Source organism: Flagellimonas eckloniae, from assembly GCF_001413955.1.
GTDB classification, from domain to species: Bacteria; Bacteroidota; Bacteroidia; order Flavobacteriales; family Flavobacteriaceae; genus Flagellimonas; species Flagellimonas eckloniae.
Genome location: NZ_LCTZ01000002.1, coordinates 1,735,688 through 1,761,347 on the forward strand (window position 1 = coordinate 1,735,688; position 25,660 = coordinate 1,761,347).

General features: G+C 37.6%; 23 protein-coding genes. 12 read left to right on the forward strand and 11 right to left on the reverse strand.

Annotated elements, in window-relative coordinates; genetic code table 11:
• Nucleotides 1–35: 35 nt before the first annotated feature.
• The 6 genes from nqrF to AAY42_RS07495 are packed head-to-tail and all read right to left on the reverse strand — an operon-like array spanning nt 36 to nt 6,114.
• The gene (nqrF, locus tag AAY42_RS07470; RefSeq protein WP_055393821.1) at nt 36–1,343 is read right to left on the reverse strand and encodes an NADH:ubiquinone reductase (Na(+)-transporting) subunit F; all 1,308 of its coding nucleotides are present in this window, start codon (nt 1,341–1,343) and stop codon (nt 36–38) included.
• A 2-nt stretch (nt 1,344–1,345) separates the two neighbouring features.
• Nucleotides 1,346–2,086 (reverse strand): NADH:ubiquinone reductase (Na(+)-transporting) subunit E, encoded by a 741-nt coding sequence (nqrE, locus tag AAY42_RS07475; RefSeq protein ID WP_055393824.1) that lies wholly within the window; start codon nt 2,084–2,086, stop codon nt 1,346–1,348.
• A 10-nt stretch (nt 2,087–2,096) separates the two neighbouring features.
• Entirely contained in the window at nt 2,097–2,744 is a 648-nt protein-coding gene (locus tag AAY42_RS07480; RefSeq protein WP_055393825.1) for an NADH:ubiquinone reductase (Na(+)-transporting) subunit D, read from the reverse strand.
• Between the two features lies 1 nt (nt 2,745).
• Nucleotides 2,746–3,495, reverse strand: coding sequence for a Na(+)-translocating NADH-quinone reductase subunit C (locus tag AAY42_RS07485; RefSeq protein ID WP_055393827.1), 750 nt, complete (start codon nt 3,493–3,495; stop codon nt 2,746–2,748).
• 2 nt (nt 3,496–3,497) lie between these two features.
• On the reverse strand, nt 3,498–4,760 hold the full coding sequence (locus AAY42_RS07490) for an NADH:ubiquinone reductase (Na(+)-transporting) subunit B (protein ID WP_055393829.1): 1,263 nt from the start codon (nt 4,758–4,760) through the stop codon (nt 3,498–3,500).
• A gap of 1 nt (nt 4,761) precedes the next feature.
• Nucleotides 4,762–6,114: a Na(+)-translocating NADH-quinone reductase subunit A gene (locus AAY42_RS07495; protein WP_055393831.1), complete on the reverse strand. Its 1,353-nt coding sequence runs from the start codon at nt 6,112–6,114 to the stop codon at nt 4,762–4,764.
• A gap of 151 nt (nt 6,115–6,265) precedes the next feature.
• Here AAY42_RS07495 and AAY42_RS07500 point away from each other — a divergent pair, with 151 nt between their 5' ends.
• From AAY42_RS07500 to pruA, 4 genes are all read left to right on the forward strand, one after another.
• Nucleotides 6,266–7,510 carry a type IX secretion system plug protein gene (locus tag AAY42_RS07500; protein ID WP_055393834.1) on the forward strand — a complete coding sequence of 415 codons (1,245 nt, stop codon included), beginning with the start codon at nt 6,266–6,268 and terminating at the stop codon, nt 7,508–7,510.
• A gap of 30 nt (nt 7,511–7,540) precedes the next feature.
• Nucleotides 7,541–8,737 carry a DUF3667 domain-containing protein gene (locus AAY42_RS07505; RefSeq protein WP_055393836.1) on the forward strand — a complete coding sequence of 399 codons (1,197 nt, stop codon included), beginning with the start codon at nt 7,541–7,543 and terminating at the stop codon, nt 8,735–8,737.
• Nucleotides 8,738–8,741: 4 nt separating this feature from the next.
• Nucleotides 8,742–9,128, forward strand: a complete 387-nt coding sequence (gene apaG, locus AAY42_RS07510) for a Co2+/Mg2+ efflux protein ApaG (protein WP_055393837.1) — start codon at nt 8,742–8,744, stop codon at nt 9,126–9,128.
• Nucleotides 9,129–9,200: 72 nt separating this feature from the next.
• Complete coding sequence (gene pruA, locus AAY42_RS07515) at nt 9,201–10,829, forward strand: L-glutamate gamma-semialdehyde dehydrogenase (RefSeq protein ID WP_055393839.1); 1,629 nt, start codon at nt 9,201–9,203, stop codon at nt 10,827–10,829.
• A gap of 362 nt (nt 10,830–11,191) precedes the next feature.
• On the opposite strand, the gene rsmG is transcribed toward pruA, so the two are convergent.
• On the reverse strand, nt 11,192–11,827 hold the full coding sequence (gene rsmG / locus AAY42_RS07520) for a 16S rRNA (guanine(527)-N(7))-methyltransferase RsmG (protein WP_055393841.1): 636 nt from the start codon (nt 11,825–11,827) through the stop codon (nt 11,192–11,194).
• 113 nt (nt 11,828–11,940) lie between these two features.
• Between rsmG and AAY42_RS07525 the strand changes: the two genes are divergently transcribed.
• Together AAY42_RS07525 and AAY42_RS07530 are read left to right on the forward strand one after the other, a co-directional pair.
• Nucleotides 11,941–13,041, forward strand: a complete 1,101-nt coding sequence (locus tag AAY42_RS07525; protein WP_055393844.1) for a fatty acid desaturase family protein — start codon at nt 11,941–11,943, stop codon at nt 13,039–13,041.
• 14 nt (nt 13,042–13,055) lie between these two features.
• Nucleotides 13,056–14,249, forward strand: coding sequence for a pyridoxal phosphate-dependent aminotransferase (locus tag AAY42_RS07530; RefSeq protein WP_055393846.1), 1,194 nt, complete (start codon nt 13,056–13,058; stop codon nt 14,247–14,249).
• A 59-nt stretch (nt 14,250–14,308) separates the two neighbouring features.
• Here AAY42_RS07530 and AAY42_RS07535 read toward each other — a convergent pair whose 3' ends face one another.
• Nucleotides 14,309–15,799, reverse strand: coding sequence for a TrkH family potassium uptake protein (locus AAY42_RS07535; RefSeq protein ID WP_055397767.1), 1,491 nt, complete (start codon nt 15,797–15,799; stop codon nt 14,309–14,311).
• Complete coding sequence (trkA, locus tag AAY42_RS07540) at nt 15,799–17,148, reverse strand: Trk system potassium transporter TrkA (protein ID WP_055393848.1); 1,350 nt, start codon at nt 17,146–17,148, stop codon at nt 15,799–15,801. Before trkA ends, AAY42_RS07535 begins: the two co-directional genes overlap by 1 nt.
• A gap of 188 nt (nt 17,149–17,336) precedes the next feature.
• Here trkA and ubiE point away from each other — a divergent pair, with 188 nt between their 5' ends.
• Nucleotides 17,337–18,065: a bifunctional demethylmenaquinone methyltransferase/2-methoxy-6-polyprenyl-1,4-benzoquinol methylase UbiE gene (ubiE, locus tag AAY42_RS07545; protein ID WP_055393850.1), complete on the forward strand. Its 729-nt coding sequence runs from the start codon at nt 17,337–17,339 to the stop codon at nt 18,063–18,065.
• Nucleotides 18,066–18,069: 4 nt separating this feature from the next.
• A complete protein-coding gene (gene porT, locus AAY42_RS07550; protein WP_055397768.1) occupies nt 18,070–18,768 on the forward strand; it encodes a type IX secretion/gliding motility protein PorT/SprT in 699 nt (232 codons plus the stop codon).
• Between the two features lie 131 nt (nt 18,769–18,899).
• Here porT and AAY42_RS07555 read toward each other — a convergent pair whose 3' ends face one another.
• Complete coding sequence (locus tag AAY42_RS07555; protein WP_055393852.1) at nt 18,900–19,625, reverse strand: TrmH family RNA methyltransferase; 726 nt, start codon at nt 19,623–19,625, stop codon at nt 18,900–18,902.
• Nucleotides 19,626–19,707: 82 nt separating this feature from the next.
• Between AAY42_RS07555 and tamL the strand changes: the two genes are divergently transcribed.
• The 3 genes from tamL to accD are packed head-to-tail and all read left to right on the forward strand — an operon-like array spanning nt 19,708 to nt 24,233.
• Nucleotides 19,708–22,212 (forward strand): translocation and assembly module lipoprotein TamL, encoded by a 2,505-nt coding sequence (gene tamL, locus AAY42_RS07560; RefSeq protein ID WP_055393854.1) that lies wholly within the window; start codon nt 19,708–19,710, stop codon nt 22,210–22,212.
• Between the two features lie 54 nt (nt 22,213–22,266).
• Nucleotides 22,267–23,334 (forward strand): class II fructose-bisphosphate aldolase, encoded by a 1,068-nt coding sequence (gene fbaA, locus AAY42_RS07565; protein WP_055393857.1) that lies wholly within the window; start codon nt 22,267–22,269, stop codon nt 23,332–23,334.
• 38 nt (nt 23,335–23,372) lie between these two features.
• Nucleotides 23,373–24,233 carry an acetyl-CoA carboxylase, carboxyltransferase subunit beta gene (accD, locus tag AAY42_RS07570; RefSeq protein WP_055393859.1) on the forward strand — a complete coding sequence of 287 codons (861 nt, stop codon included), beginning with the start codon at nt 23,373–23,375 and terminating at the stop codon, nt 24,231–24,233.
• Nucleotides 24,234–24,272: 39 nt separating this feature from the next.
• Here accD and AAY42_RS07575 read toward each other — a convergent pair whose 3' ends face one another.
• The gene (locus AAY42_RS07575) at nt 24,273–25,154 is read right to left on the reverse strand and encodes a hypothetical protein (protein WP_055393861.1); all 882 of its coding nucleotides are present in this window, start codon (nt 25,152–25,154) and stop codon (nt 24,273–24,275) included.
• 153 nt (nt 25,155–25,307) lie between these two features.
• Here AAY42_RS07575 and rpsO point away from each other — a divergent pair, with 153 nt between their 5' ends.
• Nucleotides 25,308–25,577, forward strand: a complete 270-nt coding sequence (rpsO, locus tag AAY42_RS07580; protein ID WP_055393863.1) for a 30S ribosomal protein S15 — start codon at nt 25,308–25,310, stop codon at nt 25,575–25,577.
• Nucleotides 25,578–25,660 lie beyond the last annotated feature (83 nt).

A 25,660-nucleotide genomic window follows, 5' to 3' on the forward strand; every position in this document is an offset into this window, starting at 1 on the left:
CTCGACTGCGCTCGAGGTAATATATATTCTTAAAGCTATCCTCCAAAGTCATCAAACCTGATATTCTCATCTGGAATACCAAAGTCTTCACCCATTTTCTGAACGGCTTTGTTCATTAATGGCGGACCACAGAAATACAGCTCTATATCTTCAGGAGACTCATGATGATTCAGGTAATTATCTATAACACAGTTATGGATAAATCCAACAAAACCATCTCCTTCAGCATCAATATCTTCTTTTACTTTCCAATTGTCTTCTTCCATAGGTTCTGAAAGTGCCATATAGAATTTAAAATTAGGAAAGTCCTTTTCCAATTTTTTAAAGTGATCAATGTAGAACAACTCCCTTTTAGAGCGACCTCCGTACCAATACGTAACTTTTCTATTGGTTTTTAAGGTTCTGAACAAGTGATACAAGTGAGAACGCATTGGAGCCATACCTGCACCACCACCAACGTAAAGCATTTCTGCTTCCGATTCATTAATAAAAAACTCTCCAAATGGTCCTGAAATTGTAACAGGATCACCTTCTTTTAATCCGAAAATATATGAAGAGGCAACACCAGGGTTAACATCCATCCATCCATTTTTGGAACGATCCCATGGTGGTGTCGCAATACGAACATTCAACATGATTTCGCGTCCTTCTGCAGGATATGAAGCCATTGAATAGGCACGTTCAACAGTTTCTGGGTTTTTCATGACCAAGGGCCACAAGTTGAACTTATCCCACTCTGCTTTAAACTTATCTGGAGTTTCATGTTCTTCAGGATGCGCTGTAATATCAATATCTGAATACTTTACCTCACAGGGTGGAATCTCAATTTGAATATACCCTCCAGCCTTGTAATTCATATCATCAGGAATCTCAACAACAAATTCCTTGATAAACGAAGCAACATTGTAATTTCTAACAACTTTTGCCGGCCATTTTTTGATTCCGAAAACCTCCTCAGGAATTGTAATTTCCATGTCTTGCTTCACTTTAACCTGACATGCCAAGCGAGCACCATGGGTCAATTCTTTTTTGGAAAAGTGTGGTGTTTCCGTAGGAAGCGCCTCGCCACCTCCAGAGAGTACATGGCATTCACACTGGATACAAGTTCCACCACCACCACAAGCGGAAGGTAAAAACACTTTCTGGTTTCCTAAAGTCGATAGTAAAGTACCTCCAGAAGCCACTTCTATTTGTTTTTCACCGTTGATGGTCAATGTTACTGGACCTGAAGGTGATAATTTTTCTTTGGTAAACAACAATAGTGCAACCAATAGCAACAACAAAATTAGAAAAGCAACAACTGTAATTAGAATAGTACCTCCTGTACTGGTAGCTAAAATCATATTTATTTGTTTATGACTTCGTTATAAGAGACTGCTTTTTCCTCGTCTTCAATCTCTTTTTTAATTTCTTTTTCTTCAATTTTTTCCGCTGTAATTGGTTCTGTTCCTTCAGGTGGTTCATTATCACCTGTTAGCATTCCACCAAAACTTTGGAACCCAATTCCCATCAAACCTGTAATGATAAAGGTTATACCTAATCCACGAAGTGGAGCCGGTACATTTGAATATCTTATTTTTTCCCGAATCGCTGCAATAGCCAAAATAGCCAAGAACCATCCAATACCAGAGCTAACTCCATAATTGAATGCCAATCCCAAACTTGGAATCTCTCTTGCCTGCATAAACAGGGAACCTCCTAAAATAGCACAGTTTACCGCAATTAAAGGCAAGAAAATACCTAAAGAGTTGTATAGTGAGGGAGAGAATTTTTCCACCACAATCTCCACTAATTGTACCATTGTTGCAATGGTAGCAATAAACAAAATAAATGATAGGAAGCTAAGGTTGTAATCGGCATACTCTGGACCTAACCACACCAACGCACCATCTCTTAGCAAGTATTGATCTAACAACCAGTTTAAAGGTACCGTAACGGCTAAAACGAATATAACGGCAGCTCCTAATCCTACAGCTGTTGCTACTTTCTTTGATACGGCTAAATAGGAACACATTCCCAAAAAGACCGCAAATACCATATTATCTATGAAGATGGACTTAAAAAACAGTTCTAAATGTTCTAACATATTCTCTTATTTATGCTTCTTCTATTAATGCTTTATTTCTTGAACGCTGCACCCAAATAATGATTCCAACAACTATCAATGCTGCTGGTGGTATAATCATAAATCCGTTGTTCTCATATCCTGTTGCATATAGCCCAGTCTTCGCTATTGGATCTCCCAATACAGGAATTCCAAATAAGGTCCCTGAACCAAAAAGTTCACGGAAAAATCCAACAATAATCAATATTACTCCATAGCCAAGTGCATTACCAATACCATCTAAAAAGGATTTCCATGGACCATTGCCCAAAGCAAAGGCCTCAAAACGCCCCATGATAATACAGTTGGTAATAATCAACCCAACAAAAACGGAAAGGGTTTTACTCAACTCATACGCAAATGCCTTTAAAACCTGGTCTACAATGATCACCAAGGTTGCCACAACGATAAGTTGAACGATAATCCTGATTTTTGAAGGAATCACGTTACGCATCAACGAAATGACCACGTTACCTACTCCCAGTACAAAAATCACCGAGATTGCCATTACCAAAGAGGCTTTAAGTTCCGCTGTAATTGCCAATGCTGAACAGATTCCCAAAACCTGAATGGTTATTGGGTTGTTATCCGCTAATGGGTCTAAAATTAGATTTGCATCTTTTTTTGAAAGCAATGCCATATTAATTCGTTCTAATAGTTTCTAAGTAAGGTTTGTAAACCTTTAAGGTTTCTTTTATCATCGCTGAAACTCCATTTCCAGTGATCGTTGCACCTGCAAGTGCATCCACTTCATTATCCTCTTTATCGTTGTTCAATGGATCATTGTTTCCTTTTGCTACACTTACGCCCGCATAACTTTTACCTTCCAACAAAGATTCACCTATAAAATCATCCATGAAAAAGCGCATTTTTATATTTGCGCCAAGACCGGGAGTTTCCGCTTTATGATCGAAATAAACTCCCTGAACGATCATATTGTCATCAACCGAAATAAAACCCCAAATAGCATCCCATAGCCCTTTACCATACATTGGCAGGATATATGATTTTTTACCATCCTTCTCACCAATAAAAATGGGCAACCGTGCTTCACCTCCACTTTTAAAGGCAGCAAGCTGTTTCTTCATATCAATCAAAAAGGCTTGATCATCTTTTTGAACCTCACCATCCACAAAAACATATTGTTCTTTAATGTATTTTGAAAACTCACCCTCAACCACATCTGTAGGAATAAAATTTACCCCACTATCTTCAGTATTCTCATTTACACCCATGGCGTAAAGGATATTCTGTTGTTTTTCAAAACGTTCATTTTCCTTGATTCTGTCATTTAGGCCAGATGCCAAAAAAGCAAGGACAGAACCTACAATTACAACCATTATGATTGCAAAGATTACGGTATATGAGTTTTTATCTGTGTTAATTCCCATTATTATACTGTTTCCGTTTTTAACGCTTCAACACCATCAGTAACCTTAGGATGTATGGTAGCCGTTTTTAATCGTTTCATTCTTCTTTTGATATTACCTCTTACCACATAATGGTCAATGGTAGGTGCAAAAACATTCATCAACAAGATTGCCAAGAAAACACCTTCTGGATAACCTGGGTTGAATACACGAATCATAACGGACATAAATCCAATCAAGAATCCATATATCCATTTGCCCCTGTTGGTCTGCGATCCTGTAACAGGGTCAGTAGCCATAAAGACAATACCAAAAGCAAGACCTCCCACCAACAAATGTTGCCAGTATTCAAAACTCATTAGTCCATAGAACTTGCTATACTCGGGAATCCATTCTGCAGCAACAATGCCATTAAAAATCAAGCCCATTGCAAGAGATCCAATTACAGCACTCAACATGATTCGCCATGAGGCTATTTTTGAAAAAATCAAAAACAATCCACCCAGTAAAATTAACAAGGTCGATGTTTCCCCTACTGAACCGGGTATAAACCCATAGAACATATCAGAAAGCGAATAGGTAAACTCAGTATTCCCCTGTGCCAAATACCCTAAAACTGTTTCTCCAGAAATAGCATCGGTAGAACCTGCTTGTGTTAAACCATCTTTAGCGCCGTGCACCCAAACTTTATCGCCACTCATCCAGGTAGGATAAGCGAAAAACAAGAACGCACGTATAGTCAAAGCGGGATTCAAGATGTTCATCCCTGTTCCTCCAAAAACTTCCTTCCCAATGACAACACCAAAGGCGACGGCAACAGCCAACATCCATAGTGGTGTGTCCACAGGAACAATAAGAGGAACCAACATTCCTGTTACCAGGTATCCTTCTTCCACTTCATGTCCTTTTATTACTGCAAACAAGAATTCGATAGCCAATCCTACTCCATAGGATACAACAACAATTGGCAATACGGTAATTGCTCCCAACCAAAAGTTATCCCATGTAATAAAATGCTCCATCAATGAAAATTCCGAAGGAAAACCATTGATTGCAGAGTAATGTTGGTACCCTGCGTTAAAGATTCCGAATAAAAGACAAGGAACCAAAGCCATGATAACCGTGTTCATGGTACGCTTTAAATCGTCAGCAGCACGAACATGACTACCAGAGTGGGTAGTTTCATTGGGCATATACAAAAATGTATGGATTGCATTAAATGCAGGAGCCATTTTTTTGCCCTTGTATTTTTCTTTTATCTGATGTAATTTTTCTTTCATACCCATATTATCCAATTTCTTGATGCAACAAATCCAATCCTTCCCTGATTATTTGTTGGTGCGGTTGTTTAGAAATACAAATGAATTCTGTTAGTGAGAAATCTTCAGGTGCCACTTCATATAATCCTAATTGCTCCATCTCATCCAAATCCTTTACCATACATGCTTTAAGCAATTGTAGTGGGTAAATATCCAACGGAAAAACATCTTCATAACGACCCGTTACCACAAACGCCCGATGCTCACCATTGGTATTGGTGTCCAAATCATATTTTTTATTGGGCTGCATCCATGAGAAAGTCAATGCTCTAGTGGAAGAAATTTTATTAAAAATTGGTTTGTTCCATCCAAAGAATTCATAATCATCGCCTTCCGGAATAGCCGTTACCGTGTTGTTATAAAATCCGAGGTATCCTTCTGGATGTGTTTTTGAGCCTGTGAGCACATCTCCATTAATCAACCTAAACTTATCTTCATTAACTCCACTTGCATACAAAAAGGTAGAAATCTCTGCTCCTATTTTTGTTGTGTAATATTTTGGAGCTTTAACTATAGATCCTCCCAGTGCTATGGTGCGTTCTGCGTTAAACTTACCAGTTAAAAACAGTTCTCCAAGTATTACCAAATCTTGCGGAGTTATTGTCCAGGCAACTTCTCCTTTATTGATAGGGTCAATTTTATTGATCTGCGTTCCAACCAATCCAGCCGGATGTGGTCCAGATACTTTGTGAAGTGTGATTCCATCCAATTTTTCAAGCGGGGAATTACTTCCACTTCCAACTGAAACATGAACTTTTCCTGGGGTCAATTTGCTTAAAGCAGTAATAGCGGCTTGTAGTTCCGCTTCTTTACCATTCAAAACATAATTGGCGTCCGCGGCTAAGGGTGCCGTGGTATATCCAGAGATAAATATTGCTTTTGGCGTAGCTTCAGGATTGGCTATAATGTCATAAGGACGTTGCTTTATAAATGGCCAACCACCAGACTGAAGCAAGAAAGACCTGATACTCTCGGCATCAGATTTTTCAACATCAACTGTTTTATGGGTTACGTATTCCTGCGTCTTGTCCGCAAGGATCTTTAACGTTAAAATTTTTCTTCTAGCTCCACGAACAATCTCCACCAATTCTCCACTTACTGGAGATACGAAAAGCATATCTTCTCGATTTTTGTTGAAAAAAATAGGCTCTCCCGCTTTTACTTCGGCGCCCTGTTTCACCAACATTTTTGGTGTTATTCCATGAAAATCATCTAGGTTTAGGGCATAAACGTTACTTAAAACGGCTTTGGAAGTAGTCTGTTCTGCTGCCCCGATAAGGTTGATGTTTAACCCTTTTTTAATCCGGATGTCTTTAGACATATTGTTGTAGACCTTACGTTATCAAAATTGGTCGCAAATTTAGCACTAAAAGGATTGTTTTCATAATTATTAACCATAAAAATGGGATTACATCGAGCTAAATTTGCTAGGCACGCTTTTTGTTTACCTTTACCCAAAAATTAGGCCCTAAATGCGCTTTTTGATCAAACAGATTTTCTTTTGTCTTTGCGTTTCCAGTGTATTTGCCCAGATACAGGAAGAAGTAAATCCTCCATCGAACATAAAAACCATTGTTTTTACTGGTCCAACGGAAGATCAATTTCCGGTTATTAAATTGGGTGAATCCATGACCTTGGAGTTTGATGACCTTACTGCGAGTGAACAAGATTATTATTATAGGATAATTCATTGCGATTACGATTGGACGCCTTCACAGCTTCTAAAATCGCAATACCTTGCGGGTTCAGATAACCAGCGTATCATTGATTATGAGAATAGCTACAACACTCTTCAACCCTATTCAAACTATAGATTGACCATTCCCAATCAAAATGTAAGCTTGAAGGCAAGTGGCAATTATCTCATTAAGATATTCAACAACCTTGATGAGCTCCAATTTTCACGAAGATTTGTTGTTTACAAGGATTTGGTATCGGTTGGTGGTATTGTAAAACGCTCCAGGGACTTTAATTTTCTCAATGAGAAACAGGTAGTTCAGTTTAATATCAATACTGCTGGATTTCCGGTTATAAATCCTAAAAAAGAAGTCAAAGTAGCCATTATTCAAAACCACTTTTGGCCAACTGCCTTGTACAATATCAAGCCACAATTTACCCTTGGAACAGAACTTGTGTATAAATATGACCAAGAAACCAGTTTTTATGGCGGAAACGAGTTCTTAAATTTCGATACCAAAGACTTACGGTCACCTACATTTGCAATTTCCAAAGTGGATTTTAAAGAATTATACCATCACTATTTGTTTGCTAATGTTTATCGGAATGATTTAGCTTACACCTACTTTCCTGACATTAATGGAGATTTTTTGATTCGTACGTTGCAAGGGGATGATGTATCCCGCGAAGCCGAATATTCCAAAGTACATTTTAGTTTGCCCTACTCCAACGATATTGGATTGGACAATGTTTATGTTTTTGGAAAGTTCAATAACTATGCACTTGAGGAAGAGAACAGGATGTCCTTTAACGAAGAGAGCGGAAATATGGAGCTTGCGCTATCAATGAAACAAGGCTTTTACAATTACAAGTATATTGTTGAGCGCGAAGATGGCACTATTGATCTCAATTATATAAGTGGAAACTTCCACTTTACAGAAAACAACTACCTTATTTTAGTCTATTACAGGGATTTTGGAGATATGTATGACAGTATTATTGGCATTGGCTCTGTGAGTTCGCGAAATATTAGCAATTAATTATCTTTAGCCCCAAATCCTTCAAAAGGAATGGGTAATAAACCAAAAGTAGTCAGCAAAGGTAGGTATGAACTCAAATTTAGGGGCACAGAATGTCTTAACTGCGGTCATATACTAGATATAAGTGATAAGTATTGCCCCAATTGCTCCCAAGCCAACAGCACAAAAAAATTAGTACTCAAAGATTTTTGGGATGAATTTTTCTCCAGTCTTATAAATTATGATTCCAAGCTCCTAAAAACCCTATATACCCTACTAATAAGACCTGGGACAATAACGAAAGATTACGTTAAGGGAAAACGCATTTCATATACCAATCCTTTTCGTTTCCTACTAAGCCTGGCTTTCCTGTATTTTTTGCTGGTTACCTACAATAATAAGTTTGCGGGATTGGACAAAGCAGCTAAAAATTTTGATGGAAAAATCACCTCATCAAGCCCCTTTTCATTCGACCTAAATTCTGGCCAATTGTCTACAGACAGCACAGAGCTGAGAGAGCAAACCGAAAAAGGCCTAAAACAACTAGACTCCATGGGAATAACCAATGTTCCAGTTGCTGAGCAGTTAATTCAGTTTGACTCGATTGGGCTATTTACCTCAAAAAAGAAAGGCATTGACAAAGATTCTTTTATGCTTGCTGACCCTAAAACCTATTATAAACGAATAAAGGACAGTACCGGAATCAACTCATTTATGCTTAAAATGGAATTCTTTGCCAGCATAATTAAAAATGACTCCATTAACAGTTTTGATGAAGCCAGCACCAAATACAATATTGAAAATACCAGTGGTACTATAATGGCGTTTAATTCTACAAACAGTCTTTTAAAAGTAATACAGCAACCAGGCAGTTTCATTAACTCAACCATTTCTAGACTTCCATTTGTGATTTTTTTCTTTTTGCCATTGTTCACCGTATTCATTTGGTTGATTTATATCAGGAAAAAATACACCTACACCGATCATCTTATATTTAGTTTTCACAACCAATCATTATTATTTATCTTGCTCATCCTTAGCTTGATAATAGATACTATTTTCAAAATGTCTAGTTCTGGTATTTTTTTGCTGATTTTCAGCTTTTACCTGTACAAGTCTATGAGAAAATTCTATGGACAGGGAAGATTTAAAACGATTATTAAATATATCTTTTTGAATACAATATTTGTCTTTTTGGCATTAGTGGTAATAACAATATTGTTTACAGGAAGTGTCTTTACCTATTAAGACTATGTTCACTCAGATCACAAAAGGAATTAAAGTATCCGTGCAAACAACTTTTGAAGGTACATTCTTTAAAAATTATAAAATGCACTATGCTTTTGGATATACCATCACCATAGAAAATCAAGGCAACGATGTTGTACAATTGACAGCTAGACATTGGGATATTTTTGATGCCCTAAAAGAGATGGAAACTGTGGATGGTGAGGGTGTTATCGGCAACAAACCTGTAATTAAACCCGGAAAATCACACACCTATAGTTCTGGCTGTCTTTTAGCTTCACCAATTGGGGCTATGCGAGGACATTACCATATGGTCAATTTTACATCATCTGAAGAATTTGAGGTTGATATCCCCACATTTAAATTTGCTGCCCCTTTTGCCATAAACTAGAGCGGATTCTCTTTAGAATGGATTTTCCTTTTACTACCTTTGATGGATTACTAACTCACATAATTTATCATCATGGGCAAAGGTTTTTTTCAAGTTCCAACAGCATATAACGAACCTATAAAAAGTTATGCTCCAGGCACCGCGGAGCGTGAAGAAGTACTCAAACAATACGACGAATATTATAACAGTCAAGTTGAAGTTCCATTATACATAGGAACTAAGGAAATCAAGACTGGAAATACCAAGCCAATGTCTCCTCCCCATGAGCATAAACATATCGTGGGGCATTTTCATCAAGCAGAAAAAAAACATATCGAAGAAGCTATTTCCAACTGCTTGGAATCTAGGGAAGCATGGGCAGCTCTGACTTGGGAACAACGTGCATCCATATTTTTAAAAGCTGCGGAATTGATTGCGGGACCGTATCGAGCAAAAATAAATGCTGCCACAATGATGGCGCAATCCAAGACAATACATCAAGCAGAAATTGATGCCGCTTGTGAATTTATTGACTTTCTCAGGTTCAATGTAGAATTTATGTCTAAAATCTACACTGAGCAACCAGAGTCTTCAGATGGCATTTGGAATCGGTTGGAATATAGGCCTCTTGAAGGTTTTGTATATGCCATAACCCCTTTTAACTTTACCGCAATTGCTGGAAACTTACCCGCTAGTGCGGCAATGATGGGAAATGTGGTTGTATGGAAACCTAGTGATAGTCAGGTTTTTTCAGCCAAAGTTATCATTGACGTTTTTAAAGAAGCAGGTCTTCCTGATGGTGTTATTAATGTAGTGTTTGGAGATCCGGTAATGATTACAGAGACCATTCTCTCCAACCCTGATTTTTCTGGACTGCACTTTACGGGCTCAACTTTTGTTTTTAAAGAACTTTGGAAACAAATCGGCAATAATATTCATAAGTATAAAACATATCCAAGAATTGTTGGAGAGACCGGTGGAAAAGATTTCATTATTGCACATCCATCAGCAAAACCAGCACAAGTGGCTACCGCTATAATACGGGGCGCATTTGAATTTCAAGGACAGAAGTGTAGTGCCGCTTCCAGAGTCTATCTCCCAAAATCTACTGCAGATGAGATTTTGGATTTGGTCAAAACTGACATAGATTCCTTTAAAAAACCAGGCTCTCCGGCAGATATGGGTAATTTCATTACAGCTGTCATTCATGAAGGTTCTTTTGACAAACTGGCCAAATATATTGACCAAGCAAAAGCCGATAAGAATGCAGAGGTTATTGCTGGGGGTGGTTATGACAAATCAGTGGGTTATTTTATAGAACCTACAGTCATTTTAACCCAAGATCCTAAATACACTACAATGTGCACGGAACTTTTTGGTCCTGTGGTTACCATATATGTGTATGAAGATTCAGATTGGGCTAAAACATTGAAATTGGTGGATAGTACTTCAGAATATGCTCTTACCGGAGCTGTTTTGTCCACCGATAGGTATGCCATTGATGAAGCTACTAAAGCTTTGCAAAACTCCGCAGGTAATTTTTATATCAACGATAAACCTACAGGAGCCGTTGTAGGCCAACAACCTTTTGGAGGGGCAAGAGCTTCAGGTACCAATGATAAAGCTGGCTCTCCTCAAAACTTACTGCGTTGGGTATCACCTAGATTGATAAAAGAGACTTTTGTGACTCCAGAAGATTATCGTTATCCGTTTTTGGGGTAAGTTGTTAAAACCATAAGATTCATAGCCGTTATTCAGACTTTATTTTGGATAACGGTTTTTTATATAAACCCAATTCCATTTTCCTTCCGTTGTTTTACCTATAAAAACAGGGATTCTCGATCTCCAAATCAGTCTTTAAACAATATTGTTTGTAAACTTAACGTTAAGTAATTGTAAATTAAATGGAAAAATCATTACTTTACAGTCTAAGAATTAATGTAGCAGCAGATGAATTGGAGCAAATTTTACACAAAAAAGCGTATAAAACTGTTCTGCCTTAGGGTAAGGATAAAAGTTTTTGTTAGAGAATATATGGTAAAGTACCGAAATGCATATTACAGCATACTTAGCCTGTAATACGCCTAGTTTTTGAACTTCTGAGGTAGATACACAACCTTTTTGGTCTCAAAGAAATCTTCTTCAAAACAATCTTTTAGTTCAAAGACTTGAGCAGTCCTGTATTCTTTCAATTCATCGGTCAAATCCCCACCTTTGAGATATAGAATACCATTTTTTCGCTCATGAGCGGAGTCTTTTTTTACTTTCCCTTTTGTCCAATGCACAAAAGTTGGCATTGCCGCAACTGCCCGACTAACAATAAAATCGAACTGTTCATCCAAATCTTCCACTCTAGAGTGCAAGGTCTTTACATTTTCTAATTGAAGCCCATCCACCACTTCCTGAACAACTTTAATTTTTTTACCTATGGCGTCCACAAGAGTAAATTGTACCTCGGGAAACAAAATGGCCAATGGAATACCAGGAAATCCACCACCAGTGCCCACATCTAAAATTGAAGAACCTTCATTGAATTTTTGAATTTTTGCAATTCCAAGAGAATGAAGTACATGGCGCAAATACAGCTCGTTTATATCCTTTCTGGAAACTACGTTTATCCTCTGGTTCCAATCCTGATACAGTACCTCTAAAGCCCTAAAATGTTGTATTTGGGTATCGGTGAGTGTCGTAAAATACTTAGATATTAAGTCTACATTCATCCTCAATCTGTTAATTTGCCCAAAATTAATACTTTTAGACACCTTAACATCGTTTTCATATAAAGTAAGGAACTTGGGAAGTCAATTTACTTACCTTTGTAAAAAATTTATTTATGGAAAAGGATATCATCCGATTTTCAAGAAAAGACTCTGCACAATTTTTTAAAACACTAAATAAAAGGGTAAATCAATATTTTAGTGAAAACAAGATAAAGAAGACCGGGAACTGGAAGCTTCATTTAAAAACTGTAGTAATGTTTGCCGTTTTTCTTACCCCCTACTTTTTAATGCTTACATTGAACCTGCCCTTTTGGGGCTATGTCCTCTTATCAGTAACGATGGGCGTTGGAATGGCCGGAGTTGGTATGAACGTTATGCATGATGGCAATCATGGTTCATATTCAAATAAGAAATGGGTAAACAAATTAATGGGTGGCAGTATTTATATCCTTGCAGGAAATGTCTATAACTGGCAGGTACAGCATAATGTATTGCACCATACATATACAAATATTCAAGACCATGATGAAGACATGGAAGCTGGTAGGATACTCCGTTTTTCTAGACATGCCGAGTGGAGAAAGCATCATAAATTCCAACACTTTTATTCCATTTTTCTTTATGGATTGTTGACTTTTAATTGGGCCATAACCACAGATTTTCAACAGATGTACCGCTATATGAAGCGCAAACTATCTTATGGAAAACTACCAAATCCTGTAATAAATTGGAGTACATTGGTCATAACAAAGACAATATATATTACCATTTGGATTGTTTTGCCCCTGCTACTTGTTGATATCCCATGGTGGCAAATACTGCTTGGTTTCTTTATTATGCACTATGTAGCTGGAGTAATTTTAAGCGTAGTATTCCAATTGGCACATATTGTTGACGATGCTGACACTCCTCTTCCCGATGAAAATGGAACCATGAAAAATACTTGGGCCATTCATCAACTTGCCACAACAGTAAATTTTGGTACCAAAAACAGAATTGTAAACTGGTTTACCGGTGGATTAAACCATCAAGTAGAGCATCACATCTTTCCTAATATTAGTCATGTTCACTATACAAAAATCTCCAAAATTGTGAAACAGACCGCAAAGGAGTTTAATTTACCCTACAACGAATATAAAACTACAAGAAAAGCTATAATTTCGCACTTCAAACATTTGAAAGAATTGGGTAAGGAGCCAGTTCTTCAATACTAGGAAAATTTCAAATAATGAGCAACCAACTTTCTGAAAGGATTAACAATTTAGTTCCTTCAGCTACGCTAGCAATGGCTGCAAAAGCCAGAGAGCTTAGAGCCTCAGGAAAAGATATTATTGGTCTAAGTTTAGGTGAACCTGACTTTAATACACCAGATTACATAAAAGAAGCCGCTATACAAGCCGTAAATGACGGATATAATTCGTACACACCGGTAGATGGGTATGTGGAACTCAAAGATGCCATTATCACTAAGTTTAAAAGGGATAATGATATTTCATATGATCATTCCCAAATTGTTGTTTCAACTGGGGCAAAGCAAGCGCTTTATAATTTGGCGCAAGCTTGTTTAAACAAAGGCGATGAAGTCATTCTTCCTTGTCCATATTGGGTAAGTTACAGCGATATTGTAAAACTTGCTGATGGGGTTCCTGTAGAAGTAGCCACTTCTATTGATACTGATTTTAAAATGACCCCAGAGCAGTTGGAAGCTGCAATCACTCCAAAAACCAAAATGTTGTGGTACAGCTCACCATGCAATCCAAGTGGATCTATTTATAGTAAAGAAGAATTAAGAAGATTAGCCGATGTTCTTCAAAAATATCCTCAAATAGTGGTTGTAAGTGATGAAATCTATGAGCACATCAACTACGGTGTAACTGCCCACGCCTCAATGGGGGCGTTTGAAGATATGTATGAACGGACCGTTACCGTAAATGGTGTTGCCAAAGCTTTTGCCATGACCGGATGGCGAATTGGATATATTGGAGCTCCTGCCTATATAGCGAGAGCTTGCAATAAACTTCAAGGGCAAGTGACCAGCGGTGCTAATTGTATTGCCCAGCGTGCAGTAATTACAGCCTTACTCGAATCTCCAAGTCGTATTCAATACATGGTTGATGAGTTTAAAAATCGTAGAAAACTGATTTTAGGACTATTGAATGATATTGACGGATTTAAATGCAATGAACCCGAAGGGGCTTTTTATGTGTATCCTGATGTAACAGCCTTTTTTGGAAAAACATTGAATGGGAAAACCATCAATAATGCATCGGATTTTGCCATGTATTTATTAGAAGAAGCCAATGTAGCCACTGTTACTGGTGATGCCTTTGGAAATGGTAATAGTATTCGAATTTCTTATGCGGCAAGTGAAGAAGATATTAGAGAAGCAATTTCTAGAATTGCCGAAGCAGTAGGGCAATAATCCAAAATCTTAAAGAATAGAAGCCCTTTGATTTATCTGAATTGAAGGGTTTTCACTTTTTAGGTACGCTTCCAAAAATACGGGGTTAAAATAATAAGCACTGTAAAGAGTTCCAATCTCCCCAATAGCATTAAAAACCCACACCACCATTTACCTGCGTCCGGTAAACTATTGTAGTTACTAACCGGATTAAGGCTTCCTAAAGCGGGCCCCACATTACCCAAGGACGACGCTGAACCACCAATTGCCGACACAAAATCCAGACCCAAAAAACCTAAAACCAGGGATCCCACAATAAAGAACAACATATAGAGCACAAAAAAAGCAATGATATTATATACGATATGCTCAGAAACTGTTTTATTATTGTAGCGCACCGGAATGATTGCGTTTGTATGCAGCGTTCTTTTAAACTCCAAAATACCATTTTTGATAATCAACAAATGTCGCATTACCTTTATTCCCCCAGCAGTTGACCCGGCAGAACCTCCCAAGAACATCAATCCAAAAAAGAAAATAGTTAAAAAAGGAGTCCAGCCTGTAAAATCAGCAGTAACAAAACCAGTTGTTGTTACAATTGCCACAACCTGAAAAAGCGCGTGTCTAAATGCGCTCTCGGCTTTCCCTAAAACCATGGGATGAAAATCAGATACGGGAACGTTCGCATTAAAATACACCACCAATACTGCTACAATAGTAAAAAGGGCTAAAAAAATAGTATAGTATTTAAACTCTTCATCCTTCAGTATTCGTTGCACTTTACCCGTAAAAGCGAAATAACTCAATACAAAATTACTCCCTGCCAAAAACATAAATAGAATGGTAATATATTGTATCAAGGGTTGATTGTTCCAATAGGCCAGACTTGCATTCTTTGTTGAAAAACCTCCGGTTGACAAGGTTGCTAACGAATGGTTCATTGCATCAAAAAGTGACATCCCTGCCAGTTTCAAAAGAATGGTTTCAGCAACTGTATATCCAAAATAAATTAACCACAATCGTTTTGCAGTATCTGTAATTCTTGGATGCAATTTATCTCCTGCCGGTCCAGGTGCTTCTGCAGCGAACAATTGCATTCCACCAATGCCCAAAAGCGGAAGAATGGCAATCGCCAGTACAATAATCCCCATTCCACCGATCCAATGTGTTAAACTTCGCCAAAAAAGAATTCCTTCGGGCATGGATTCAATATCATCCATAATGGAAGCCCCCGTTGTGGTATAACCAGATATGGTTTCAAAAAAAGCATTGGTAACTTCAGGTATTGCCCCCGAAAAAAGATAAGGAAGTGTTCCTGAAATGGACATGATAACCCATCCAAAGGTTACAACAATGTAGCCTTCCTTACGCTTTACTTCTTTTTTATGGCCTCTTGTGTAAAACATTGCCATTACCCCAAAAAGCATCGTAACAATGGCCGCAAGCGTAATGTCTAAAGTAGCTCCATCTTTATAAACACCACTTACAAATGCCGCAATAAGCATAAAAGAGCCATTGCAAAGTAGCAATAGCCCCATAATGTGAACAATAATTCGCGTATTAAGTCCCATTATAAGAACAACTTTTCTATTCTTGGGATAGCTTTGGGCAAGCAACAAACCACCACACGATCACCTTCCAAAATTTTAAAATCTCCCAGGGCGATAATTCCTTTTCCATCTCTAATAACACCACCTATACTCGCTTCTCGTGGAAAATTTAATTCTCTTATGATTTCACCATTTACCAAGGAGGTAGCCTTTACTTCAAACTCCAAAATCTCGGCATTCAGATTATTTAAACGTGTTAGTGCCAATACCTCCCCTCTTCGTATATATCTAAAGATATTATTGGCTGCCAGAAGCTTCTTGTTGATCAAAGTATCAACTCCAATGGAATGGGAAAGCTGGAAGTAATCCATATTTTCCACTAATGCAATGGTCTTTTTAATTTTTTTTGATTTTGCAACCAAACACGACATGATATTGGTTTCAGAATTCCCAGTAACAGCTATAAATGCATCCATGGATTCCAAACTTTCTTCATCCAAAAGCTCCACATTTCTTCCATCTCCGTTAATGACCAGTGCATGCGGTAGATCATCCGCAATATCAAAGGCTTTCTCCTTATTTCGCTCTATAAGCTTTACATTAAACTTCTTGTTACAAAGGTCGCGAGCAGTTTTAAAACCAACTTTACTGCCCCCCAAAATCATTACATTCTTGATTTCTTTTTTCTGCATGCCCGTGAGCTTATAAAGCTCTTCAACACCTTCCGCAGAAGTAATGAAATAAACCTGATCTCCTTCTTTAAAGACCGTGTCCCCCCTAGGAATGAGGGTATATTGGGTTCCCATACGTTGCAACGCTATGGGCATAAAGTGAAGTTCTGGGAAAACTTTAGCAGCTTCTTTCACCATTTTCCCCACAAATGGAGCGGATTTTGGCAAGAAAACGCCAATCATTGTCAACAAACCTCCTTCAAATTCATAAGTATCGTTAAAGGCAGATTGGTTCAACAACAATTGAATTTCAGTGGCAGCAAGTTCTTCCGGAGAAATAAGTTCATCAATACCAAGTTCATCAAACTTGATAAGCTCCCTATTATCCATAAACTCCGTATTCGATATTCGGGCAATGGTTCTTTTGCACCCCAATTGTTTGGCTAGCATACAGAGCGTCAAATTAGTGGTTTCCGATGCCGTTACCCCTATAACCAAACTACAGGAAGCAACCTTGGCATCCTGTAGAACCTCTATAGATGTGGCATCACCACGCAGAACTCTAATATCTAAATGACTATCGGCGTACGACAAACTTTCTTTGTCTGTATCAATCAATGTAATTTCCTGTGCCTCATATGACAAAAGTTTTGCCAAATGAAAACCAACCTCACCTGCCCCCGCAATTATAATCTTCATTGATTAAAATAAGATGTTCCTAAATAAGTTCAATTTGTATTGGTAAAAAAAGAATAGTGGCCACAGCCTAAAAGACGAATACCTAACATAATACGGAAAAGTTTTCCTTTGTTGAGTGCAAAATTACATAATTATTTTTGTACGCCTCCCATATACCTAAGTTGTATATTTGCCTGCAAATTTTATACATGGCCCAAAAAGTAAAACCTTATAAAGATTCTGACCTTGGAAAGAAAGAGCAGGTAAGACAAATGTTCGATACAATTTCCAAAGATTACGATGGGTTGAATAGGGTTATTTCATTTGGCATTGATTTAAAATGGAGAAAGCGGGTGGTTTCCCTTCTTAAAAAGAAATCCCCAAAAACCATTCTTGATATTGCCACTGGAACTGGAGATCTTGCCATTGCGATGAAGGCCACCGGAGCCAAAAAAATTATTGGTTTGGATATTTCTCCTGGGATGTTGGAGGTTGGTAAGACCAAGATTCAGGACAAAAATCTTCAGGATACCATTCAAATGGTGGTTGGGGACAGCGAAAACCTTTCTTTTGATGATAACACATTTGATGCCGTTACGGTAGCTTTTGGTGTGCGGAACTTTGAAAATCTGGAAAAGGGACTTAAGGAAATCTACAGAGTCTTAAAACCAAAAGGAAGTTTGGTAATCCTTGAAACCTCTGTTCCTACAAAAACACCATTTAAACAAGGATACAGATTATACACAAAATACATTCTTACGGGTATGGGCAGGATACTATCCAAAGACAGATCGGCCTATGCCTACTTAAGTGAATCTGCCTCTGTTTTTCCTCATGGCCAAGAATTCAACAATATTTTGGCCAAAATTGGGTTTATAGGTATAGAGAACATGCCTCAGACATTTGGGGTAGCATCTATATATGTTGCGACAAAATAATTTGATGAAAAACGTCCTTCTTCTATTTGGCCTACTAATCTTAGTATGTCCAAATACTTCTGCCCAATTTACAAAAGACCCTATTCTGAATCTACAGACAGAGGATAAGAAACCTTTGAACTGGGGATATTACCTCGGATTCAATCAATATGATTTTCAATTTGAATATGAGAATGATTTAGGGCAAGATGTTTTGGTAGATAAAAGCTTGGGGTTCAATGTAGGTTTGATTGGCGAAATGCGAATCAATGAATTTTTAGATGTTCGATTTGAGCCAGGTTTACTTTATACGTCCAGAAATTTGGGTTTTCCAGGTTTCACATCGGAAGCTGATGCAATACGAGAAGTAAAATCGACATATATTCGGTTTCCGCTGCTCCTAAAGGCTAGTGCAAAAAGGTTCGGCAATTGGAAACCTTATATTACTGGAGGAGTTTATACCGCCATGAATTTGGGAAGTAAGGAAGATAGTCTTGATGACAACAGTAGTGGTGAATTCAGAATGAAAAAAAATATTTACGGCTATGAACTTGGTTTTGGCATTGACATTTATACCGAGTATTTTAAATTTTCACCTTCAATTCGAGGAGTTTTTGCCTTGACCGATGAACTTGTCCCCGATGATGACCCAAATAGCCCTTGGACGGGAAATATAAATGCCATGCGCACTAGGGGGATTTTTATCAACTTTACTTTTGAGTAACCAATCTCAGAACTCAGAACTCAGAACTCAGAACTCAGAACTCAGAACTCAGAACTCAGAACTCAGAACTCAGAACTCAGAACTTAGAACTTAGAACTTAGAACTTAGAACTTAGAACTTAGAAAACTACACTATCCACTTCCTCTTCGCAACTCATTTAAAAGAATACCTGTAGCAGTAGCCACGTTTAAACTTTCGGTGGTGGTAGAACCAAACTGGGGTATTGCAATTCGATTTTTAATTTTTGAATTGATTTCAGCAGAAATTCCATTGGCCTCATTGCCCAATACCAAAATTCCAAATTTGGGCAATTCTTTATGATAAACCACATCACCATCCATAAATGCGCCATATATGGGAGTCTCAGCATTGGTTAAAAACTCTTCCAAATTGACATATACAATATTGACCCTTGCAATAGAGCCCATGGTAGCCTGCAATACCTTAGGATTATAACAATCAACAGTATCCAATGAACAAATGAGGTGTTTTACCCCAAACCAATCGCATAACCTTATGATTGTTCCCAAGTTACCTGGATCACGAACTGAATCCAAAGCGACCACCCAATCCGTATTTTCAATCTTTTTAGTATCCAATACCCGGAACACACCCAAAACCCCGTTCGCATTGCTCAAACTACTCATTTGTTTCAATTCTGATTTTGAAACTAGCTCTGCATCATGAAAATCATCTTTCTCTTGAGCATTGTCAACAAATAATTTGAAAGGTTCAAACCCAGACTCCAAAAGCTCTTTAATCACTTTTTTACCCTCTACAACAAACAACCCATGTTTAGTTCGGTACTTTTTTTGCTGTAAACTTGCAACTAATTTAATTTGGTTTTTTGTAACCATCTAAATCGTGTATTTTTGATGTCTATGAGTTTTTTTTTTAGGCCTAGTGCGTAGCCAAGCAAAAATAGGATTATTGTTGCTTATGTTTACCATAATTGGCTGCAATACGCTTAAAAGGGTAGATGACGATGAATTATTGCTCACCAAAAACTCCATTTATGCAGATGATATTAAGGTATCTGATGATGACATTAAAAGCCTCATCATTCAAAAACCCAACAGCAATCTTTTGGGTTATCCCCTGCGTTTAAACTTATACAATCTTGCGAAAAAAAATCCTGATTCATCATTTCAGGATTGGTTACATCGAAAAGAAAAAAGGGAGAAACGATTAAATCGTCTACTTTCCAAAAAACAAGTCGATCGCTTGAAAGAATCCTTTGTGGTAAAAGGGGCAAGTGATTTTTTAAAAAGGGTTGGGGAATCACCAGTAACTATAGATTCTTCATTAGCCCAAAAGTCTACCGGCCGTCTAAAAGCATATTATAACAGTAAGGGCTATTTTAATAATTCAGGCACATACACCATTGTTGAAGGGAAAAGAAAAAAAAGAGCTGAAATTGACTATAAAATTTCTTTGGAGAAACCTTTCCTTATTGATACCATAGTAAAAAACATAACTTCTCCGGAGCTGGACTCAATTTATGATGTATCCATGGACCTTTCATTTGTAAAGGATGGAGAACAATTTGATTTGGCCAATTTTAACCAAGAAAGAGAGCGGTTAACGACCTTGTTCAGGAATTCTGGAGTTTATAATTTTCAGGAAAGCTCTATAAATTATAATATTCAAAGAGACACCTCACAAGTGTCAGATGATCAATTAATGGACGTGCAGTTAAATATTGAAAAACCTAGAAACGTAAATGACAGCACAAACAGTACTTATCGAGTTCACCGTCTAAAAAAAATCAATATTTACACCGATTATTTTGGTCGAAGTCAGACGGATTCTGTAAAGTCGGTAAACCATGAAAATTACACCATTTTTTATACCAACAAGCTTAAGTATAAACCAAAGGCATTAACCGATGCCGTTTTCTTTGAAAAAGATAGTATCTATAGGGATTTGGATAGAATTAGGACCTACAGGCAGATAACTAATTTAAATACGTTCAAATATCCTAATATCGAATTCATTCCAGATACTACACAGGCCCAACTTATTTCCAATATCTATTTGGCACCAAGACCTAAATTTTCGTTGAATATGGATTTTGACCTCACCCATTCCAATATTCAACGAGTGGGAACGGCATTCAGCACTACCCTAATTACCCGTAATGTCTTCGGCGGAGCCGAAACCTTAAATATTTCAGCAAGGGGATCCATTGGTCTTTTGAGTGATGCCACACTATCGGACGAAACATTTACATCTGAATTGGGAGGCGACATAAATATCACCTTTCCTAGAATTTGGTTCCCCTTAAATACTGAAAAAATAATTCCCTACTATATGCTTCCCCAAAGCAGATTTTTGGTGGGCACCAACTTTCAACGGAACATTGGTTTGGATAAACAGACTTTCAACACTATTCTTTCCTACAATTGGTCGCCTTCCGATAGTAAGAAGCATAATATAGAATTGTTGAATGTCGAGTTTGTACGAAATGTAAATCCAGATAATTTCTTCAATGTATACCAAAATACCTATAGCAATTTAAATGATATAGCTGATAGCTATGAAGACGAAACTGGGACGGATGCATTTTTTGATGATAATCAAGACTTAATTGTCCCAGATGGTGCGGATGGGTTTATTGATTATGTACTGGCGGGCAATGAACAATCTGATGATGACTTCTCTGACGTAAGAAGCATTATGGAAAGAAGGGACCGACTTACCGAAAATAACCTCATTTTTGCCAGTAATTACACGTTTACCAAAAATAGCAAGGTAGATATTACTGATAATGATTTCTATCAATTCAGGGTAAAACTGGAAAGTGCCGGTAATTTATTATCCTTATTGGAGGGAGTGGTTCCCTATAACAAAAATGACAATGAGCAACTCTTGGTATTTGGTGTTCCGTTCTCGCAATATTTGAAAACAGAATTTGATTTTATCAGACATTGGGAAGTAGCTGATTCAAAAGTATTGGCTTTTAGAAGTTTTTTTGGACTCGCCATACCCTACGGGAACTCGGAAAACATTCCATTTGTAAGGAGTTATTTTGCGGGTGGTTCCAACGACAATAGAGCATGGAATGCCTATGAACTTGGGCCAGGGAAAACCAATAATGTAAATGATTTCAACGAAGCCAATTTAAAGCTTGCCTTCAATCTGGAATACCGTTTCCCAATAGCGGGAGATGTAAAAGGGGCATTTTTTGCTGATGTAGGCAACATTTGGAATGTCTTTGACAATGAAGATAATCCAGATGCCATTTTCAGCGGATTTGATTCCTTGACAGATATTGCCTTGGGCACTGGTTTTGGCCTTAGATATGACTTTACCTATTTTGTTTTTCGGTTAGATGTTGGGTTTAAAACCTATAATCCTGCAGAAGAGTCTCAAAATCGTTGGTTCCGTGATTATAACTTTAGAAATTCAGTATTTAATATCGGTATCAATTATCCATTCTAGAGCAAATATTTTATTACTTTTGTAGCTTGTTTTAATCCAAAACCAACTAAAATTATGTCCCACAATATAAAACCGGGTGTTGCTACTGGCGACGAAGTACAAGCAATCTTTAATCATGCCAAGGAAAATGGTTATGCTCTTCCAGCAGTAAATGTTATCGGGTCAAATACCACGAATGCCGTCATGGAGACTGCAGCTGAGCTAAATTCACCAGTAATTATCCAATTTTCAAATGGTGGAGCACAGTTCAATGCCGGAAAAGGACTGTCAAATGAAAATCAAAAAGCTGCCATATTAGGAGCTGTTGCAGGAGCCAAACACGTGCATCAAATGGCAGAAGCTTATGGTGCTACGGTTATATTGCATACAGACCACTGTGCTAAAAAATTATTGCCTTGGATAGATGGCCTTTTAGATGCTAGCGAAGAACACTTTGCAGCAACTGGAAAATCATTGTTCAGCTCGCACATGATTGATTTATCTGAAGAGCCTATTGAAGAAAATATAGAAATCTGCAAAGGCTACTTGGCTCGTATGAGCAAAATGGGTATGACCTTAGAGATTGAATTAGGTGTAACTGGAGGAGAAGAAGATGGTGTGGACAACACAGATGTAGATAGTTCCAAACTATATACCCAACCTGAAGAAGTGGCATATGCTTATGAGGAACTATCAAAAGTAAGCCCAAAATTTACTGTAGCTGCAGCTTTTGGTAATGTACATGGAGTTTACAAGCCTGGAAATGTTACCTTGACTCCGAAAATCCTGAAGAATTCCCAAGAATTTATTTCGGAAAAATATGGTGTTGAACATAATGATATTGACTTTGTTTTTCACGGAGGGTCAGGTTCCACCGTTGAAGAAATCAGGGAAGCAATTGGCTATGGAGTCATTAAAATGAATATTGATACGGATTTGCAATATGCTTTTCTTGAAGGGGTCAGGAATTATATTCAAGACAAATCATCATACCTTCAAGGGCAAATAGGAAATCCTGATGGTGACGATAAACCAAACAAAAAATTCTATGACCCAAGAGTTTGGCTTCGCGAAGGAGAAAAAACTTTTGTCGGGCGCTTGAAAAAAGCTTTTGAGGATTTAAACAATATCAATACCTTATAAATATCCAAAAAAAGCCGTTTTAACTTAAATTTGATTTTATGTCGTCTTGGTTTAAAAGAAAAGAAAAAGGAATACAAACAGCTACTGAGGAGAAGAAAGACACCCCCAAGGGACTTTGGTATAAGTCTCCTACCGGAAAAATTGTTGAGTCCGAGGATCTGGCAAAAAATTTCTATGTGAGTCCAGAGGACGACTATCATGTTAGAATTGGCAGTAAGGAATACTTTGAAATTCTTTTTGATGACAATAAATTCCGTGAACTTGATGAAAAGCTATCTTCCAAAGATCCTTTGAAATTTGTGGATACTAAAAAATACTCTGAGCGCTTAAAAGCGGCCCAACAAAAAACTGGCCTTAAGGATGCTATTAGAACTGCCGTAGGAAAATCTATGGGAAAGGAAATTGTAATAGCCTGTATGGATTTTAGTTTTATTGGAGGTTCTATGGGAAGTGTTGTGGGTGAAAAAATTGCAAGGGCCATTGATGTAGCCAAAAAGAAGAAAGTTCCATTTTTGATGATTTCAAAATCTGGTGGAGCCCGAATGATGGAAGCTGCTTTATCTTTAATGCAATTGGCAAAAACATCTGCGAAATTGGCACAATTGGCTGAAGCGAAAGTTCCTTACATTTCATTGTGCACAGACCCTACTACGGGCGGTACAACAGCTTCATATGCCATGTTGGGAGACATCAATATTTCTGAACCTGGTGCTTTAATCGGTTTCGCAGGCCCTAGAGTTGTAAAAGATACAACGGGAAAGGATTTACCGGACGGTTTTCAAACTGCAGAGTTTTTAAAGGAAAATGGGTTTTTGGATTTTATCTCCCATCGAAAGGATTTAAAGCAAAAAGTTAACTTATACCTTGATTTAATACAGAATCAACCCGTTAGAGTATAAAAAAAGCCTGCCATTGCAGGCTTTTTATTTTTTCCTTCCTTATTTCTTCAGAAAACGTCTTAAGAACACCTCTTCCTCTGTACCATCAGGTTGGGTCAATATTCCTGTGGCATCACAACTTCCATCACCAAAATCCAAACTAGCGGTATTATCGTTCCTTGAAATTTCCAAAATTCCACTAACAATAAACCTACAGGACAATTCCCTTCGCAGCGGTTCGGTAATCTCTTTAACAAAAACATTTCCCGCTCTTCCGGTATACGTTCTTTTGCCCGTGATCAAGAATACATTATCTCCCCAAAAACCTGAACCATACCCTTCAATCCATTCACGGGTTCGGGTTCCGGTGAATGATGCCGTATCACCTTCGGGCCATGTAGCGGCAAAAGAGGCATTGGCGGTAGCTTGCGGGTTTTCGTTCTCATTGGAACGCACACGTAAAATATCAGCAGATCCTTCTACAGCTACACCATTAAATGTAAAATTCTCCAAATTGAGGGCAATACTTTTAGATGCCGCTTCCATATCTTTTGCATAACTTAAATTGATGATTCCACTCAACACATTGCCGTTGGGAAGTTCACAACCTTCTCCAAAATCAATTGTTTTCTCTCTTGTAGTATCTGTCACTACCGTAGTAATAGTAACACAATCTGGAAGATAATCAGATGTATAAACTCCTTTTGAAGTAAGCGAAATTTCGTCGGCAGCATATACATCCTCGGCAACTGCGGTAACCTCTTCAGAAATCATTTCAGCTTCATCACTAAACTGTAGTTCCGTGGATGATATTACTTCATTGCTTAACAATTCTTCGGTATCATCTCCTTTATCACTACAAGAAACAGCGGTCAAAAGTAAACCCCCAATTAGCATTGGGGCAATTCTCATAAAGTTCAATCGTTCAAAATTCTTTTTCATAATAATCAAATTTTATAGTTTGTTTCTTTGACCTTTGGAAAAACAAAAGGTTTAATAAAACGTTAAAATTTTTAGTTCTAAAAAAAGAAGTTATCTTTGCGCGCTGATTGATAGACAATCATATACATAAAAATCATTTAAATAAATATTGGAATGTATCTAACAAAAGAAGTAAAAGCCGACATCTTTAAAAAACATGGCGGTTCTGAGAGCAATACTGGCTCTACGGAAGGACAAGTTGCCTTGTTCACACATCGTATCAACCATTTAACACAACACCTAAAAAAGAACCACAAAGATTATAATACTGAACGTTCTTTGGTGAAATTGGTAGGTAAAAGACGTAGTCTTTTAGATTATCTTAAAAAGAAAGATGTTGTAAAATATCGTGAGCTTATTAAAGAGCTAAATATTAGAAAATAATAATTTATTGGGGGAAGCTTTTGCTTCCCCTTACTTTTACAAAGTCCTCTACAGAGGCAACACAAAAAGCTACATTTTAGTTT

Excerpts from the sequence above, each read along its gene's own strand:
- nqrF (WP_055393821.1), bottom strand. The coding sequence starts at position 1,343 with ATGATTTTAGCTACCAGTACAGGAGGTACTATTCTAATTACAGTTGTT.
- nqrE (WP_055393824.1), bottom strand. The coding sequence starts at position 2,086 with ATGTTAGAACATTTAGAACTGTTTTTTAAGTCCATCTTCATAGATAAT.
- AAY42_RS07480 (WP_055393825.1), bottom strand. The coding sequence starts at position 2,744 with ATGGCATTGCTTTCAAAAAAAGATGCAAATCTAATTTTAGACCCATTA.
- AAY42_RS07485 (WP_055393827.1), bottom strand. The coding sequence starts at position 3,495 with ATGGGAATTAACACAGATAAAAACTCATATACCGTAATCTTTGCAATC.
- AAY42_RS07490 (WP_055393829.1), bottom strand. The coding sequence starts at position 4,760 with ATGGGTATGAAAGAAAAATTACATCAGATAAAAGAAAAATACAAGGGC.
- AAY42_RS07495 (WP_055393831.1), bottom strand. The coding sequence starts at position 6,114 with ATGTCTAAAGACATCCGGATTAAAAAAGGGTTAAACATCAACCTTATC.
- AAY42_RS07500 (WP_055393834.1), top strand. The coding sequence starts at position 6,266 with ATGCGCTTTTTGATCAAACAGATTTTCTTTTGTCTTTGCGTTTCCAGT.
- AAY42_RS07505 (WP_055393836.1), top strand. The coding sequence starts at position 7,541 with ATGGGTAATAAACCAAAAGTAGTCAGCAAAGGTAGGTATGAACTCAAA.
- apaG (WP_055393837.1), top strand. The coding sequence starts at position 8,742 with ATGTTCACTCAGATCACAAAAGGAATTAAAGTATCCGTGCAAACAACT.
- pruA (WP_055393839.1), top strand. The coding sequence starts at position 9,201 with ATGGGCAAAGGTTTTTTTCAAGTTCCAACAGCATATAACGAACCTATA.
- rsmG (WP_055393841.1), bottom strand. The coding sequence starts at position 11,827 with ATGAATGTAGACTTAATATCTAAGTATTTTACGACACTCACCGATACC.
- AAY42_RS07525 (WP_055393844.1), top strand. The coding sequence starts at position 11,941 with ATGGAAAAGGATATCATCCGATTTTCAAGAAAAGACTCTGCACAATTT.
- AAY42_RS07530 (WP_055393846.1), top strand. The coding sequence starts at position 13,056 with ATGAGCAACCAACTTTCTGAAAGGATTAACAATTTAGTTCCTTCAGCT.
- AAY42_RS07535 (WP_055397767.1), bottom strand. The coding sequence starts at position 15,799 with ATGGGACTTAATACGCGAATTATTGTTCACATTATGGGGCTATTGCTA.
- trkA (WP_055393848.1), bottom strand. The coding sequence starts at position 17,148 with ATGAAGATTATAATTGCGGGGGCAGGTGAGGTTGGTTTTCATTTGGCA.
- ubiE (WP_055393850.1), top strand. The coding sequence starts at position 17,337 with ATGGCCCAAAAAGTAAAACCTTATAAAGATTCTGACCTTGGAAAGAAA.
- porT (WP_055397768.1), top strand. The coding sequence starts at position 18,070 with ATGAAAAACGTCCTTCTTCTATTTGGCCTACTAATCTTAGTATGTCCA.
- AAY42_RS07555 (WP_055393852.1), bottom strand. The coding sequence starts at position 19,625 with ATGGTTACAAAAAACCAAATTAAATTAGTTGCAAGTTTACAGCAAAAA.
- tamL (WP_055393854.1), top strand. The coding sequence starts at position 19,708 with ATGTTTACCATAATTGGCTGCAATACGCTTAAAAGGGTAGATGACGAT.
- fbaA (WP_055393857.1), top strand. The coding sequence starts at position 22,267 with ATGTCCCACAATATAAAACCGGGTGTTGCTACTGGCGACGAAGTACAA.
- accD (WP_055393859.1), top strand. The coding sequence starts at position 23,373 with ATGTCGTCTTGGTTTAAAAGAAAAGAAAAAGGAATACAAACAGCTACT.
- AAY42_RS07575 (WP_055393861.1), bottom strand. The coding sequence starts at position 25,154 with ATGAAAAAGAATTTTGAACGATTGAACTTTATGAGAATTGCCCCAATG.
- rpsO (WP_055393863.1), top strand. The coding sequence starts at position 25,308 with ATGTATCTAACAAAAGAAGTAAAAGCCGACATCTTTAAAAAACATGGC.